The sequence below is a fragment of the Asaia bogorensis NBRC 16594 genome (assembly GCF_001547995.1).
GTDB lineage: Bacteria > Pseudomonadota > Alphaproteobacteria > Acetobacterales > Acetobacteraceae > Asaia > Asaia bogorensis.
The window spans coordinates 1050001-1066029 of sequence record NZ_AP014690.1; the positions used below are offsets into that span (position 1 = coordinate 1050001).

Here is a 16029-nt window from a genome sequence, read left to right on the forward strand (position 1 = left end):
CCTACAAGCAGTCGGAGCCTCTTATGGGGTGACGGCGTACCTTTTGTATAATGGGTCAGCGAGTTTCTGTTTGCAGCGAGCTTAAGCCGGTAGGTGTAGGCGTAGCGAAAGCGAGTCTGAATAGGGCGAATGAGTTGCTGGCAGAAGACCCGAAACCGAGTGATCTAGCCATGGCCAGGCTGAAGGTGCGGTAACACGCACTGGAGGGCCGAACCCACGCCTGTTGAAAAAGTCGGGGATGAGCTGTGGCTAGGGGTGAAAGGCCAATCAAACTCGGAGATAGCTGGTTCTCCGCGAAATCTATTGAGGTAGATCGTCACGTATTGCCCTCGGGGGTAGAGCACTGGATGGGCTAGGGGGACCCAAAGTCTTACCAAACCTAACCAAACTCCGAATACCGAGGAGTATGAGCGTGGCAGACAGACAGTGGGTGCTAAGGTCCATTGTCGAGAGGGAAACAGCCCAGACCACCAGCTAAGGCCCCCAAATCGTGGCTAAGTGGGAAAGGATGTGGGGATTCCAAAACAACCAGGAGGTTGGCTTAGAAGCAGCCATCCTTTAAAGAAAGCGTAATAGCTCACTGGTCTAATAGAAACCCTGCGCCGAAAATGTAACGGGGCTCAAGCCACGTGCCGAAGCTGTGGGTGCATATCTTTGATATGCGCGGTAGCGGAGCGTTCCGTAGGTCTGCGAAGGAGACGGGGTGACCCTCTCTGGAGATATCGGAAGTGCGAATGCTGACATGAGTAGCGACAAACAGTGCGAGAAACACTGTCGCCGAAAGTCCAAGGGTTCCTGCGCAAGGTTAATCCACGCAGGGTGAGCCGGCCCCTAAGGCGAGGGCGAAAGCCGTAGTCGATGGGAACCAGTTGAATATTACTGGGCCTGCCAGAAGTGACGAATGCGATATGTTGTCTGGTCTTATTGGATTGACCAGGCTTTTGGAGCATTCCAGGAAATAGCTCTGGCGTATAGACCGTACCCGAAACCGACACAGGTGGACTGGTAGAGAATACCAAGGCGCTTGAGAGAACGATGCTGAAGGAACTAGGCAAATTGCTCGTGTAACTTCGGGATAAGCGAGACCCGTCCGTGGGCAACCATAGGCGGGTGGCACAGACCAGGGGGTAGCGACTGTTTAGTAAAAACACAGGGCTGTGCGAAGTCGAGAGACGACGTATACGGCCTGACGCCTGCCCGGTGCCGGAAGGTTAAGAGGAGATGTGCAAGCATTGAATTGAAGCCCCGGTAAACGGCGGCCGTAACTATAACGGTCCTAAGGTAGCGAAATTCCTTGTCGGGTAAGTTCCGACCTGCACGAATGGCGTAACGACTTCCCCACTGTCTCCAGCATCGACTCAGCGAAATTGAATTCCCCGTGAAGATGCGGGGTACCCGCGGTCAGACGGAAAGACCCTATGAACCTTTACTGCAGCTTTGCAGTGGCATCAGAGACATCCTGTGTAGGATAGGTGGGAGGCTACGAACCCGGGACGCCAGTACCGGTGGAGCCGTCCTTGAAATACCACCCTGAATTTTTCTGATGTCTAACCGAGACCAGTCTAGCCTGGTCCGGGACCCTGCATGGTGGGCAGTTTGACTGGGGCGGTCGCCTCCCAAAGTGTAACGGAGGCGCGCGATGGTGGGCTCAGGTCGGTCGGAAACCGACTGTCGAGTGCAATGGCATAAGCCCGCCTGACTGTGAGAGTGACAGCTCGAACAGAGACGAAAGTCGGCCATAGTGATCCGGTGGTCCCACGTGGACGGGCCATCGCTCAACGGATAAAAGGTACTCTAGGGATAACAGGCTGATCTCCCCCAAGAGTCCACATCGACGGGGAGGTTTGGCACCTCGATGTCGGCTCATCACATCCTGGGGCTGGAGCAGGTCCCAAGGGTTCGGCTGTTCGCCGATTAAAGTGGTACGTGAGCTGGGTTTAGAACGTCGTGAGACAGTTCGGTCCCTATCTGCCGTGGGTGTATGAGACTTGAGAGGATTTGTCCCTAGTACGAGAGGACCGGGATGAACATACCTCTGGTGTACCGGTTGTCGCGCCAGCGGCACAGCCGGGTAGCTAAGTATGGACGGGATAACCGCTGAAAGCATCTAAGCGGGAAACCCACCTCAAAACTAGGTCTCACAGGGCCGTGAAAGACCATCACGTCAATAGGCCGGGTGTGGAAGCGTGGTAACACGTGAAGCTAACCGGTCCTAATCGCCCATATCGCTCACACAACGCTCTCCAAAAGAGAGCATACACATGCATAGCAATCATCCACGCAATCACACTCATCATACACAAACACCAACCTCCACACCGACACACAGTTGTCGGGTGGATCAGAAGACCTGGTGGCTATGGCGGGAGACTTCCACCCGATCCCATCCCGAACTCGGCCGTGAAACGCCCCAGCGCCTATGATACTGCATCTCAAGATGCGGAAAAGTCGGTCGCCGCCAGGTCCCCTGATCCACCCCACAAAACACACCACCACCCCCGCGGGGTGGAGCAGCCCGGTAGCTCGTCAGGCTCATAACCTGAAGGCCGCAGGTTCAAATCCTGCCCCCGCAACCAAAATACCCACACAATACAGACACGACGCAGCTCTCGCCCTAGCTTTAGTGCGCGAGGCGTTTTTCGCGTTCAAGGCGCCAAACCCCATCGTGCTCTGGTGCATCACGCACAACACACTTTGCAGTCTCTCCAAAGATACATCTGTGCGTGCGCCATCCGGCATGCGCAGCGTCAGTCACGGGGCAGACTGGTCTTTTAGGTCGACAGGTCCGCGGTGACGGCCTCGATAGGGGCGGGGGAAAGCAGAGAGGTGGATCCAGACGAGAAAGATCAACCAAGTGTTCATCCGCTCTTATGATCGTCTTACTCATCAGCCCGTCGTTTGGGCCATCCAAAATCATTCCAATAAAGGCAGGGACCATGCGTCAGTCACCAGCGTCTGGCTGGCCACGTCGGCAAACATAATGGTCCGGGACAAACCTATCTCCGCCTGAAGACCGTCAGATTAAACACTACCTGAGTTCGTGCAGGCTTTAGTCTGGCCGCAGCACAGATCGGAGGAAAAGCCTGAGCCTAGACGTACAATATTCTCCTCCTAACGCCCCGATCAGATGCACATCTCCTCACGCAATGCCTCGCACGAACTCACGCCCATCAGTGACATGTCGGTGTGCACTTCACGCTGCAGAAGACCGATTGCATGACGGATCGACGCTTCACCGCCCAGGCAGGCAGCATAGAGGAAGGGGCGGCCTACAAGCACTGCCGAAGCGCCACGCATCAGGGCTTTGATCACATCCGTGCCACGTCGAAAGCCACTATCGACCAGCACGGTCATATCCGCGCTTTCAGCCTTTACCGCGCTGAGCACATCAATCGGAGAGACTGCACAGTCGAGCTGTCGCCCGCCATGATTGGATACGACGATACCATCGGCGCCGAGCTCTCTGGCTAGCCGCGCATCATGCGGGGAGAGAATACCCTTTATGATGAGTGCGCCTCTCCAGTGTTGCCTCAGCATCTCGACATGCTTCCAGCTGAAGCTCGGATAACCCGTTACAGCATTGATCTCGCGCGAAAAAATCGATGGTCTGGCAACCGGGTCGATATTGCTGATCGCGGGAATCCCGCGCTGTCGCAACGTGCGCCATCCCGTTTTGTAAAGCCAGGAAGGATGACCGATCATATCCGCTACAAGGCGTGCGGTCGGTCTGAATGGCATCGTATAGCCATTGCGCTTGTTATTCTCCCGGTTCGACCCGACAGCGACATCGGCTGTGAGCATATACGCGGAAAAACCAGAATCGGCGACACGAGCGGCCATACGCCTAATGTTGTCCTCATCGGGTTTTTGATACCCGGCAAACCAGCATCCCGGATAGGACCGTCCGATTTCTTCCATGGGCGTGATAGCGTTCGCGCTCAGAACGTAGGGTATGCGTGCCGCCCTTGCCGCACGGGCCATGGCGTTATCCGCATCATAGCCAACGACGGCTGAGGCGCCCATCGGTGCGATCATGAACGGGCTGGCGTACTCCTGACCGAACAGCGTGATTTTCTGACTACATGAGGACACGTCGCGCAGAACACGCGGGATTGTCCTGATCCGAGCCAGCGCCGCGAGGTTGTGACGGACCGTAGCGCCGTCATCAGCTCCGCCCGCGACATAGCCGAAAATCGCACGTGGCAGATGACGTCTTGCAAGATGCTCGAAATCGTTGAGGTTCAGGATAGACGAGGCAGATCTCAGCATGGCTCATGTCTCACGTTTACAGGCTGTCGCGCTCTTGCGTCCTCGAATCTTTTGTCCAGCGGGAGAGGGGCAATGGGGCCGACAATGAAAAGATAGGACAGGGCCCCGAGCAGGCCGAAGAACCCTGTCGCGCAAAGCGGGACGAGGAATGAACCGTGGGTCAGACTGACCATTAGCCCCGTGAAGCTCGCAATCACGATACCGGCGATATTGGCCGCGCTGTTCTGCATCCCACCAAGTGTCGCAACAAGGTCCGGGCTGGGGGCGAGGTCGGCCGGCAGCGACCAGATATTCGCACCAGTGAAGGCAATGCCCCCAAACGAAAGTGAGAGGAGGGTGATGCAAAGCCATGTCTCGGTCACGAAGGCGGTCAGGGCAATGACCGACGAGAGAAGCAATCCACCAACGAGGCAGGTTTTGCGTGCGGCAGTAAGGCTCCACCCATGGTGATGGAGGCGATCGGATGACCATCCCCCGAGCCAGGCAGCCGGAATGGCGATGACACCCGGGATCATGCCGATCAGCCCGAGATCCTTGAGCGAAAAGCCGTGGGCTGAAACGAGGTAGCTCGGAAACCAGGTGGCGAAGAAATAGAATACGAAATTGGCGCAGAAGAAGCCCAGCATCATACCCCAGACGGAGCGGTGTTTCAGCAGGGCTTTCCAGCTACCGGGAGAGGCTTTCAGGGCTGGTGGCTGGGCGGCTTTCAGGCGCGCAAGCTCGTCTGGCCTGACCCTCGGATGGGCATCCGGGTCGTGATAGAGACCAAACCATACTGCGACCCAGACAAGCCCGAGTGCTCCTGCCGCCACAAAGGCGAGACGCCATCCCAGCCATGCGATGAGCAGCGCCACGACAGGCATCGAGAGAGCCGCGCCGGCGCGGGAGCCGCTATCAAATATGCCGGCTGCAAGGCCTCGTTCCGCCTTGGGAAACCAGAGCGATGCGACCTTGGCATTGGAGGGATAGCTGCCGGCCTCACCGACGCCAAGCGCCAGTCTGAGCCCCAATATGCTCAAGGGGCCGCGAACAAGCGCCGTCAGAGCCGTGCAAACCGACCACCAGATTACGGCAAAAGCATAGGCAGAGCGCACACCCACCCGATCCACGATCATGCCGAATGGCAATTGCATGAATGCGTAGGTCCAGAAGAACCCACCCAGAATAACGCCAAGGACAGCCGGATCGATATGAAGTTCGCGGGCCATGAACGGAGCGGCAATCGCGATTGTCGCCCTGTCGATATAATTGATGGTGGTGGCAGCAAAGCAGAGGATGATCATTAGCCAGCGAAGTCGGGGCATGATCTCTCTCCGATCATGAGCGAGGAAAGGAGTGTCAGTGTGGCAGACAGGCTGGGCCGGCTGACCGCCCAGTTCTCTGCAGGCCCAAAACGGTGGGGCCCGCAGAGAAGGGGAAGGTTCAAGCCTTGCGGGGTAGAACCCGACGCAGATACTCGCGATTGGTAGCGCTGACGCTCAGGCCATCACCGCCGTAATGCTCCACCAGGAAAGCGCTTTTGAAACCATGAGCGAGGGCCATCTTGATGGCCGCGCGATAGCTGATCACCCCGAATTCGAGGGGTGCCGGGGCCGTGACGACCATGCCGGTGGTTGCGTCTTCCGTGCGGTAGTAATTCTTGACGTGCCAGTAGCGGGCGAACGGTGCGACTTTCTGCATCATCGAGGCCCAGTGCTCGACAGGGCGGTGCAGCCGGACCAGATTGCCCAGATCGGCATTGATGCCCACTGAAGGATGATCGACATCCTGTACGAAGCGTACCGCGCTGTCTGCCGTGCCCAGATAGGTATCCTCATACATCTCCAGCGACAGACCGACCCCGACTTCCTGCGCATGACGTGCAAGTTCGCGGATGCGATCAACCGCTTTCTTCCATACGGACGGGTCATCGGGATTGACGCTGCCCTGCGCGGTCCAGAACCAGAGCGCCGCCTTTTGCGGGGGCGTAAGGGGATAAAAGAGGCCGAAAGAGACTTCGGCGATGCCAAGTCTGGCCGCTGTGTCGATTACCCTGTGGCTATAGGCCAGATTCTCGTCGCCAGCCTCGGGATCGATGACCGAGCGCCGTGCGGTGGAAAGGCCCGGCATGGTCAGGCCCGCTTCCCGGACGAGATCAGCGAAGATTTTAAGGCGGGATTCCGGCAGATCGGCGAGTCGTATCCAGGAGTCCGTGGGGTCGATTTCCGTAAACCCTGCATCAGTCACTTCAGACAGCGTGGCGGCCCATTGCTCCGACGTCTGGTCCTGCACGCTCGATCCATCTGGCAGGATATTGGCATACTGGATCATGGCGGCGGCGATGGGCCAGTTGGCGCGATCATAGGTGGTCGACATGGTCGGTTCCTTTATGATGAGGGAAGGCGAGAGGCCCTGACATCGGGCAAGGCGCACGCGAGGGCGCTTAATGCACAGGGCGATGCCGGGGGTGATGAGGTGGCGTTTGCTCGGGGTTGTTGGTGCGCGGCAGGAACGCTGCGATGACAAGGCCGATCACGCCGGACAGGGCGACGGCGTAAAGTCCGGCCATGGGGGTGTGCCAGAACCCGGTGGCAAAGCTGCGGATGTTCGGGGCGGCGAACCCGCCGAGATTACCCAGCGCATTGATGAGCGCGATCGCGCCGGCGGCCTGAACCCCGGTGAAATGGGCAAGCGGGAAATTCCAGAACACGGCCTGCACCGTGACAACGCCCGCTGCGGCAATGCACAGACCGATCAGAGCGACAGGGCCGTAGCCGGAGCCTGATATCACGAGCCCGATCGCCGCCGCCGCGAGGCAGCCCAGAAGGCCGAAGCGCGGGGCATCGTGCCTCTGGACAAGTTTCGTGACGACATAGGTGGAGAGAATGGCGCAGGCCCAGGGAATGGCACTGACCAGTCCGACACGCAGGCCGATTTTCTCATGCAGGATGGTCGAGACCTGCTCGGGCAGGTAGAAAACCACGCCATAGCTGGCAATCTGCATCACCATATAAAGCGCCAGAAACTGAAGCAGCTTGGTGGAATGGAGCAGGGCACCCAGTCTGACACTATGGCCCGTCGCCCCGGCCTTGCTGGCGGCCTCGCGCTCGAGGACGGTTGAGAGCGTGGCTTTCTCTTCTGTCGTCAGCCATTTGACGTCCTGCGGCCTGTCGGGCAGCACGAAATAGGTGGCGATCCCCATGGCTACGGCGAGTCCGCCCTCGAGCAGGAACATCCATTGCCATCCGGCAAGACCGAAGGCGCCATCAAGACCAAACAGCGCACCCGAGAGCGGATTGCCGAAGGTCATCGCAAGCGGATAGCCGAAATAGAACACGCCGAGGACGCGGGTGCGCTCTTTTTCGGGAAACCAGAATGTCAGATAGAGCATGATGCCGGGAAAGAAGCCGGCCTCTGTCACGCCCAGCAGCGTACGCAGCAGCACAAAGGACAGATTGCCCTGGGTGAACATCATGGCGGCCGAGACAAGCCCCCATGTCACCATGATGCGGGCCATCCAGCGTCTGGCCCCGACGCGATAGAGAATGAGATTGCTCGGGATTTCGAACAGGGCATAACCGACAAAGAAGATACCTGCACCGAAGGCAAACATGGCATCCGAAACGCCGACATCGGTTTGCAGCGCCTGCTTGGCCGATGAGATATTCGACCGGTCCAGAAAGGCCACGATATACATGAGGATGAGGAAGGGCAGCAACTTGGCAAAGGCCTTGCCGGTTGCTCGGGCGCGCAGGGTGTCTTGCGACGGCGCTTCGGCGCGCGGACTTGTTTTCTGATCGGGGCTCATGGTGCATGTGCTCCTCGCTCGCGCCGGTCTTATGAGACTGGCGCGATGCTGGTCAGGCGGAAGAGAGGGTCAGGCGATCCGCCCTGCGAGTTCGTCTTCGATGTGAGCCCGGATGATCTCATCGAAGCTCTGCTCGGTCGTGAAGCCCAGCGAAAGGGCCCGGCTCGGGTCAAAGCCTCTGGCCCATCCGGCCACGATGCGAGCTATGGCCTCGTCGGGCTCCCGGCGGATGAGTGCGACCGCTTTTTCTCCGGCAACGCGGCGAAGGGCGGCAATCTGTTCTCCCACCGTGATCGAAAGGGCGGGCAGGGAGAGATTCGGTCGCTCGCCCAGCCGGTTCAGATCGAGCACTGCGGCATGACGCAGGAATTGCACAGCCGAACGAGGGCTCGTCATCCAGTGGCGTGTGGTGTCAGGCACGGGCAGAGTCGCCTCAAGCCCGACCAGCGGCTCGCGTATGATGCCGGAGAAGAACCCGGAGGCCGCGCGGTTGGGTTTGCCGGGGCGGACGCAAATGGTCGGCAGACGCAGGCCGATACCATCGAAAATGCCTCGGCGGCGGTAATCGGCCAGCAGCAATTCGCCCATGGCCTTTTGCGTGCCGTAGCTGGTTTGCGGTGTCAGGATGTAGTCATCGGGAATGACATCGGGAAAGTCACCGCCGAACACGGCGTTGGATGAGGCAAAGACAACGCGGGGTTTCCAGCCCTCACGCGCGCCATGATGGCGAATAGCCTCGAACAGCGCCCGTGTCCCATCGAGATTGACGCTGTATCCCTTTTCGAAATCGGCCTCGGCCTCGCCAGAAACAACAGCAGCGAGATGGAAGATGATGTCGGGGCGACCGCTCAATAGGCGGTCGGCGGCGCCCGGCTGGGTGAGGTCGCATGTCATGGTTTCGCATCGTCCCGAGAACCCGGCTGGCGCTGAAGGTGCGATCACATCCGCGAGCGTCAGGATTTCGGGGCCGTCCGTGCCGGGGAGGGGATTTGCGACCAGGCTTTCAGTGAATTTGCGCCCGATCATGCCTGCGGCGCCAATGACGAGGATATGCATCTGTGTCACCTTTTCGTTCGGACTGGGCCGAATTAAGATGAACGAAACCTATCCGAAAGTTAATGGTGCGCTAGAAGCAAGATTGAACTGACCGATCAGGAATTCTGATCGACTCCTGTTCAATAGCGCTGAAAACCAGCTGTGCCGCGGGGGAAAGCGGTCGTCCCGGCTGGCTGATGAGTGAGAAGGGCCCGAGGAAATCGGGCATGGCAACTGAAAGACGGCGTATGAGCCCGGCTTTTTCGTGATGTTGGCTCACGCTGCAGGGAATGACCGCCAGCAGGCAGGAATGAAGCAACAGGTCGATGGTCGCGAACATCGAAGACGCTTCGATGGGATGGGCGGGCAAGGGCAGAAGTGCGGTGGTGAATGCGGCTTCTATCGCCCGTCTCATGGGGCTCGGTGCCGTCTGGAGAATCCATTTTTCGTTCGCGACGTCCTGCAGTGTCAGGGTGCCGGGGTCGGGCATCGGGTTATGGATGCTGGTCACGACGCAAAGCGGCTCCAGGGCGAGCTCACGACAATCGAGCGCCATCGGGCCGTGCAAGCCGAGTGCTCGCCCAATGACGAAGTCGAGGCGACCCGTTTCCATACCCAGCAAGAGGCCATCGCTTGTGTCGATGGTCAGTGAGAGACTGATGCCCGGTTGCGTCTGGGCGATGCGGGCAAAGACGGGCGAAATGATGTCGGGCAGGGCGGCCACAATCGAGCCCACGCGCACCGTGCCATAGGTCCCTTCCTGCATCGCGTTCATATCGAGCTGGAGCCTGTCGATATCATTGAGCATCAGGCGGGCATGGCGCGCGGCCAGAACGCCGCTTGGGGTGGGAAATACCCCCTGTGACGAGCGCTCGAAAAGACGTGTGTTCAGCGCGTGTTCGACCTCCTGCAGCAGCTTGGACACCGAAGGCTGGGAGAGATTCATCCGCTCGGCAGCGCGGTGCAGGTTATTGGTCGCTTCAAGTTCCAGAATGAGCCGGAGATGACGCAGCTTGAGACGGTTGATGAGAGAATGGGCGGTCATGAGATGGATATCCGCGTCACATAACGAGTGGACAGCCGCTGGGGCTCAGGGGCGCGCATGGGGCTTCAGATGCGCTCTCGCACCATGACAATAGCTGAAACATACGCTGTATCGCGTGCAACGGCCGGGGCCTGACCCTTGATGTCATGAAACGGCCGCACCTAGACCTGCTGGCTCAGCGATATCTGCGGGATGCACTGGCGCAGGAGTGTCATGACGGTAAGGGCTGCCGGAGTTGGCGCGCGTTCACGCACGGTCATGATCCCCCACGGGGCGACATTGAAGGAAAAATCGATCGGCAGAATTGCGATCTGACCGAAATCTGATTGCAGGGCGGCGGCCGGGGCCGAAAGCAGGGTGAGCGCCTGGCTGCGCGTGATGTAGGCGAGTGTCATCATCCAGGAATCCGATGAGACGATGCGGGTTGGCAGGGGCAGTTCGCGCTCGAGAAAGAGTTCCTCTAGGCGCTGGCGCGACCGGCTGCCGCGACGCTGGAGAATCCAGGGAAATTCAGACAGGGTTTCGAGCGTATGCGGCCCCGAAACAGCGAGCGGATGGTCTGGAGCTGCTGCCACAACGAGTTGCTCTGATGCAATCTCCTCATAGCTTACAGGATGAGCCGACGGAATGACGGGGCGACGGCCCAGCATGATGTCGATCTGTCCATCGATGAGCATCTGGAAAAGACTGTCGCTTGGGCCACTGCGTATCTCGAGCTCGATTTCAGGATAATCATCCTGTGCAATGCGCAACATGTCGGCGAGCGACTGCACCACCGGGCCATCGATGGCGCCAATCGAGACATGGCCAATCCTGCCATCGACAAGGGCGTTCAGTTCAACGCGCGTACGCTCGAGTTCATCGAGCATGACCAGCGCATGGCGGGTCAGGACCTCGCCTGCAAAGGTGGGGATCATCCGTCGCCCCTCCAGCCGGAACAGCCGGATTTTCATCAACTCCTCGAGATCGCCGATGAGTTTGGAAGCGGCAGGCTGGGCCATGCCAAGGCTCTCGGCCGCGGCCAACAGCGTCGAGTGGCGCGAAAAAGCCGCGAGAAGTTGCAGATGCCGAAGCTTGAGACGCGACGCGATGAACCAGAACGGGCCAAGATGGGAATGTGACATGGCAAGTTTCATATTAAAATAGGTATGGATTGTATCGATACGAGTATTGGACGCTCCCCGTTCCGGGTGAATATTTCTACGTCCACGACATCGCTGGAACATCCCGTTTCCAGCGTCCATCAAAATGATCGTGAGGAAATATCATGGCCGTTCAGACAATCAGAAGCGCTGCTGTCATCGGTGCGGGCTATATGGGCGGCGGTATTGCGCAAAGCATGGCGGCGGCCGGTATGCGTGTCACGCTGGCTGATATTTCGCCCGAGGCCACGCAGCGTGCCCATGAACGCCTGCTGGGTGAGGCGCGCGCCTTCGAGGATCAGGGGCTCATCCTGCCGGGCAGCTATGATCGTATCATGACCAATCTCACCACAGCCTCCTCAATCGAGGATGCCGTACGCGACGTCGATTTCATCGAAGAGGCCGTCTTCGAGCGTGAAGACGTCAAGAAAGAGGTCCTGGGGCGTATCAGCGCGGCGGCGCGGCCCGATGCCATTATCGGGACCAACACCTCCACCATTCCTGTGCATGTGCTCGCCCCGTTTGTGACCGGGCAGGCCCGTTTTCTCACGGTGCATTTCAGCAATCCGGCCCCGTTCATTCCGGGTGTCGAGCTTGTATCGGGTGTGGAAACGACAAAGGAGGTCGTCGCAACGGTCAAGGAGATGCTGGGCCGCGTGAATCGCCAGTCGGCCGAGGTGGCAGATCGCCCGACCTTCGTGCTGAACCGCCTGCAATATGTGCTGTTCAAGGAAGCGAACACCATTGTGGAAGAGGGGATCGCCACGCCGCAGGATGTGGACACGATCGTGCGCTCCACCTTCGGCTTCCGCCTGCCTTTCTTCGGGCCATTTGCCATTGCCGACATGGCGGGTCTGGAAGTGTATGTGAATGGTTTCGTAACGGCCGAGAATGCGTTTGGCGAGCGTCTTTCATGCCCGGACACGGTGAAGAAACTCGTCGCGGAGGGCAAATACGGGGTCAAGAACGGCGCGGGATATTACGGGCAATATACACCGGAGGAGGCGGCAGCGCTCGTTGCCTACCGGAACAAGGCCTATGCCAAGATGGCGGAACTGCTGCGTGAGCTCGGCCCGTCGCCTCTCGAAAAGAAATAATCCTCGAAGCCCAAGCCTTTTCACAGCTCTTACGGGGCACCGTAAGAGCTGTTTGCTGGAAGGCTCTCAAAGAGCAGAGGCACCGTAACGTGGTGTCCGGAACATACTGAGCACATATTGCAAAGTAGAGCCTATCGGAAAAACCTCTCCGATACGGTGTCAGGACCTCCCCGTGGGACGTGATTTGTCGCGTGGTCACCAAGCCAAACTACATCTCGGCCTTAGTCCCCATCAGGTCGAAAAGGACGATGTCCGGCACAGGGCTGCGGTTTATTGTGTGCAACGATTTATTTACGAACTTCGTTTCTCGTTAACTTTATACTTACAAATATTGCCTAAAAACGATTTCATGGTCCGGGCGGGAAAACTTCGAGTTTACATTGCGCTACAGAGTGATTTAAATGGAAAGTCATTCACGTTGGCGGAACGGAACTTCGAGGTCATGTCTGATAGGGTGAGTTTCCCGGGATTGTCGTGCTGAAGGCCGAAAGCTCCCGTCGTGTTGCGCTGCGCGCGCATGTGCATGAGGCGCACGAGCAGCTCGATCACCTTATCGGAGATCTCGCGTCAGTGGGGGGCTATCGGCGCTATGTTGCCGGTATTGCCGGTTTCCGCCTCGCTGCCGAAAATGCCATCCATGGGCAAATCTACCCCACATGGTTTGAGGGCTGGCGACCTGTCAGCATGCAGCGCAGCCTGTGTGAGGATCTGCGGTGTCTCGGGATCGTTCCGCCCGAGATGAGAGCGATTGCGGCGCCCGCAACGGATTCTGAACTTCTGGGTATGCTTTACACGCTCGAGGGATCAGCACTGGGCGGGCGGGTGATTGCGCGACGCGCTGCGGCCCTAGGCTTCGATGCGGCCTATGGAGCCAGTCATCTGGCCGAACAGACGGCGACGCCAGATAACTGGCGCAGCTTCCTGGTCCTTCTGGAAAATGCTCCCGACTTTGATGCGGATGAAGCAGGGCGCGCTGCTGCCACCCTGTTCCGCCATGCGCGTGATGCCGTGAAGCTGGTCGATCGCGCCGAGGAAAAAGTCGATGGCTGAGTTTGGTCAGGTCGATCTGACGAGTTGTGATCGCGAGCCGATCCACATTCCAGGGAGCATCCAGCCTCATGGCTGTCTGATCACCTGCACGATCAGCGATTTTGTTGTTCTGCGGCACTCGGCCAATGCACCGGCAATGCTGCATCATGAGGGGCTGGGGATCGGATCTGACCTGATCGCGCTTTTTGGTGCGGACGTCATTCACGACATCCGTAATGGCCTGACCCTGAGCGTAACGCAGCGTCGCCCGGTTTTCCTGCTCAATCAGGCGCTGGGACCGGATCTGTTTTTCGATCTGGCGGTGCATATTGTCAACGGAGAGGTGGTGCTCGAATGTGAGCCCGCCGCGCCGACGCACCGTGCCACCAAGTTTCTCACCCAGCTTCACGGCATGATGGACCGTGTACGCAAGACGACCGATATCACGCGCCTTTTCGATGTCATGACCATGCTCATGCGCGGCCTGCTCGAATATGACCGTGTGATGGTCTATCGCTTTGCCGATGACTGGTCTGGCAAGGTCGTCTCGGAAGCGCGGGCGCTTTCGCTGGAAAGCTTTCTAGGGCAGCATTTTCCGAGCGCCGATATCCCGGCCCAGGCGCGTGAACTCTATCGCCGTTCGCCCATTCGCATGATCGGGGATGTAAAGTTTGTCCCGGTGCCGCTGGTCGAGGGGGAGGGGCTCTCGCCGCTCGATATGTCTCTGGGGCAGCTCCGCAGCGTTTCACCGATCCATTGCGAATATCTGACCAATATGGGGGTTCGCGCCTCCATGTCGATCTCGATCGTCATCGATGGCGCCCTGTGGGGCATGATCGCGTGTCACCATTACGCGCCTCGCGTGCTTCCGATTGCCGAGCGCGCCGTCGTGCAGATGTTTGCGGAGTTTTTTGCGCTTCAGGTTATCGTCATCCTCAAGACGACACGCCTACAGGTTGCGGAACGAACGCACGGGCTGATCGAGAGCGTCCTGCGCAATGCCGCCTCCGTGTCCGACATGCCCGCCTATTTGCGCGGGCAGATCAGTCGCCTGGCACCGCTCATACAGTCCGATGGTATTGCCATCTGGATCGATAATGAATGGACGGGACACGGGATTGCAGCGCCTCGGGAGGTGCAGGACCGCTTTGTGGAGCTGGCCCGCACGAAGGCAGGAACACAGATCTGGCAGTCGGATCATCTGGTCAAGGATCACCCCTGGATCGCGGCGCATACAGCGCATGTTGCCGGTGTGTTGATCATTCCGATCTCACCCCAGCCGGAAAACTACGTTTTCCTGTTTCGCCGTGAAATCGTGCAGACCATCAACTGGGGTGGGGATCCGCAGAAGACTTATCAGCACGGGCCACACGGCCCGCGCCTGACGCCGCGCCAGAGTTTCGCGATCTGGAAAGAGCAGGTGCATGAGCGCTGCCTTCCCTGGTCCAGCTTCGATATCGAGGCCGCGGCACAGCTGCGCTCGGCCCTGATCGAGGTGATGGGCGTCTATCATCAGCAGCAGCTTTCCGAGCGGGCTGACGCCGATTTGCGCCAGCGCATGCTCAATGAGGAACTCAACCACCGCGTGAAGAATATTCTCGCGGTTGTGCAGTCTCTCATTGGTCGCCCTGTGGCCAAAGAGCGCACCATTGAGGAATATGTCGAGATTCTGCGTGGGCGTATCAAGGCGCTTGCGAGTGCGCATGATCAGGTTGCGCGCACCGATGGCGGTGGATTGCTGCGCACCCTGCTGGAGGCCGAACTCGAACCCTACCGGCATCAGCCCACCGCCGTCATTCTTGATGGCCCCAATCTGTGGCTCTCCGGGCCTGCCCTGTCGGTTGCCGCCCTGACATTGCACGAACTGGCAACCAACGCGGCGAAATATGGCGCGCTGTCGGTGCCGAGCGGCAATCTGCATATCCGCTGGTTTATTGACGAGGCTGAAGGCTGCTGGGTGCTTGAATGGACCGAGACAGGCGGCCCACACGTCAATCCGCCCAAAGGCAACGGGTTTGGCTCCATTTTGCTCGAACGTGCCATTCCGCATGAACTGGGCGGAACGGCGAAGCGGGAGTTCAGGCCGGAAGGTCTTTTCATCCGCCTGACTTTCCCGGCCCGTCATGCTGTTCTGGTGGCCGAGACAGCCACCGTGCCCGAAGCCGAAGGGCCGATTATGGCCGATACCGCCCAGACGGAGCGTCTGCATGCGGCCAATGTGCTCCTGGTCGAGGACCAGCTTTTGATTGCGATGGAAACCGAACAGGCTCTCAGCACCTATGGTGTGCGTCATATCCGTACCGTCTCGTCGGTCTATGAGGCATTGCAGGCCATCAAGGATCGCTGCCCGGATATCGCGCTGCTCGATTTCAATCTGGGCAAGGAAAACTCCCACGAAGTGGCGACGCTTCTGCGCAAGAAAAATGTGCCGTTCATCTTCGCAACGGGCTATGCCGACCGCACGATGATACCGGCTGAATTCAGGGATGTTCCTGTTTTGCGCAAGCCCTATTCAATCAAGAATGCCGTACAGGAATTGCTCCGTGTTCTCCCCGTGGGAGGGGACGCCTGAGGCGAGGAACTGTGGCCTTTCTGGCCAAAATTAACGGCGTTTACCGCACTCTG

10 protein-coding genes, 1 tRNA gene and 2 rRNA genes (1 of these 13 only partly in view) are annotated in these 16029 nt (G+C 58.8%); 6 read left to right on the forward strand and 7 right to left on the reverse strand.

The genetic code is table 11. The features are described from left to right. From Asbog_RS04695 to Asbog_RS04705, 3 genes are all read left to right on the forward strand, one after another. Positions 1-2236: ribosomal RNA gene (locus Asbog_RS04695) — 23S ribosomal RNA — on the forward strand (it extends 505 nt beyond the left edge of the window). Positions 2237-2349: 113 nt separating this feature from the next. Continuing rightward, a 5S ribosomal RNA gene (gene rrf, locus Asbog_RS04700) occupies positions 2350-2464 on the forward strand. 35 nt (positions 2465-2499) lie between these two features. Further along, positions 2500-2576, forward strand: a tRNA-Met gene (locus Asbog_RS04705). Between the two features lie 547 nt (positions 2577-3123). Here Asbog_RS04705 and Asbog_RS04710 read toward each other — a convergent pair. From Asbog_RS04710 to Asbog_RS04740, 7 genes are all read right to left on the reverse strand, one after another. After that, positions 3124-4269 (reverse strand): alpha-hydroxy acid oxidase, encoded by a 1146-nt coding sequence (locus Asbog_RS04710; RefSeq protein ID WP_062164256.1) that lies wholly within the window; start codon positions 4267-4269, stop codon positions 3124-3126. Further along, on the reverse strand, positions 4263-5573 hold the full coding sequence (locus Asbog_RS04715) for an MFS transporter (RefSeq protein WP_062164257.1): 1311 nt from the start codon (positions 5571-5573) through the stop codon (positions 4263-4265). Before Asbog_RS04715 ends, Asbog_RS04710 begins: the two co-directional genes overlap by 7 nt. 118 nt (positions 5574-5691) lie before the next feature. Continuing rightward, positions 5692-6624, reverse strand: a complete 933-nt coding sequence (locus Asbog_RS04720; RefSeq protein ID WP_062164258.1) for a sugar phosphate isomerase/epimerase family protein — start codon at positions 6622-6624, stop codon at positions 5692-5694. A gap of 67 nt (positions 6625-6691) precedes the next feature. After that, the gene (locus tag Asbog_RS04725) at positions 6692-8056 is read right to left on the reverse strand and encodes an MFS transporter (RefSeq protein WP_062164259.1); all 1365 of its coding nucleotides are present in this window, start codon (positions 8054-8056) and stop codon (positions 6692-6694) included. 69 nt (positions 8057-8125) lie between these two features. Then, on the reverse strand, positions 8126-9112 hold the full coding sequence (gene denD / locus Asbog_RS04730; RefSeq protein WP_062164260.1) for a D-erythronate dehydrogenase: 987 nt from the start codon (positions 9110-9112) through the stop codon (positions 8126-8128). 70 nt (positions 9113-9182) lie between these two features. Then, positions 9183-10136: a LysR family transcriptional regulator gene (locus Asbog_RS04735; protein ID WP_062164261.1), complete on the reverse strand. Its 954-nt coding sequence runs from the start codon at positions 10134-10136 to the stop codon at positions 9183-9185. A gap of 161 nt (positions 10137-10297) precedes the next feature. Continuing rightward, entirely contained in the window at positions 10298-11260 is a 963-nt protein-coding gene (locus tag Asbog_RS04740) for a LysR family transcriptional regulator (RefSeq protein WP_062164262.1), read from the reverse strand. A 143-nt stretch (positions 11261-11403) separates the two neighbouring features. On the opposite strand from Asbog_RS04740, the gene Asbog_RS04745 reads away from it, so the two are divergent. The 3 genes from Asbog_RS04745 (at position 11404) to Asbog_RS04755 (ending at position 15976) form a co-directional block, all read left to right on the forward strand. Beyond that, positions 11404-12375: a 3-hydroxyacyl-CoA dehydrogenase family protein gene (locus Asbog_RS04745; RefSeq protein ID WP_062164263.1), complete on the forward strand. Its 972-nt coding sequence runs from the start codon at positions 11404-11406 to the stop codon at positions 12373-12375. 474 nt (positions 12376-12849) lie between these two features. Then, positions 12850-13425: a biliverdin-producing heme oxygenase gene (locus Asbog_RS04750; RefSeq protein ID WP_062164264.1), complete on the forward strand. Its 576-nt coding sequence runs from the start codon at positions 12850-12852 to the stop codon at positions 13423-13425. Then, positions 13418-15976 carry an HWE histidine kinase domain-containing protein gene (locus Asbog_RS04755; protein WP_083510708.1) on the forward strand — a complete coding sequence of 853 codons (2559 nt, stop codon included), beginning with the start codon at positions 13418-13420 and terminating at the stop codon, positions 15974-15976. Before Asbog_RS04750 ends, Asbog_RS04755 begins: the two co-directional genes overlap by 8 nt. Positions 15977-16029: the final 53 nt, after the last annotated feature.

Excerpts from the sequence above, each read along its gene's own strand:
- Asbog_RS04710 (WP_062164256.1), bottom strand. The coding sequence starts at position 4,269 with ATGCTGAGATCTGCCTCGTCTATCCTGAACCTCAACGATTTCGAGCAT.
- Asbog_RS04715 (WP_062164257.1), bottom strand. The coding sequence starts at position 5,573 with ATGCCCCGACTTCGCTGGCTAATGATCATCCTCTGCTTTGCTGCCACC.
- Asbog_RS04720 (WP_062164258.1), bottom strand. The coding sequence starts at position 6,624 with ATGTCGACCACCTATGATCGCGCCAACTGGCCCATCGCCGCCGCCATG.
- Asbog_RS04725 (WP_062164259.1), bottom strand. The coding sequence starts at position 8,056 with ATGAGCCCCGATCAGAAAACAAGTCCGCGCGCCGAAGCGCCGTCGCAA.
- denD (WP_062164260.1), bottom strand. The coding sequence starts at position 9,112 with ATGCATATCCTCGTCATTGGCGCCGCAGGCATGATCGGGCGCAAATTC.
- Asbog_RS04735 (WP_062164261.1), bottom strand. The coding sequence starts at position 10,136 with ATGACCGCCCATTCTCTCATCAACCGTCTCAAGCTGCGTCATCTCCGG.
- Asbog_RS04740 (WP_062164262.1), bottom strand. The coding sequence starts at position 11,260 with ATGTCACATTCCCATCTTGGCCCGTTCTGGTTCATCGCGTCGCGTCTC.
- Asbog_RS04745 (WP_062164263.1), top strand. The coding sequence starts at position 11,404 with ATGGCCGTTCAGACAATCAGAAGCGCTGCTGTCATCGGTGCGGGCTAT.
- Asbog_RS04755 (WP_083510708.1), top strand. The coding sequence starts at position 13,418 with ATGGCTGAGTTTGGTCAGGTCGATCTGACGAGTTGTGATCGCGAGCCG.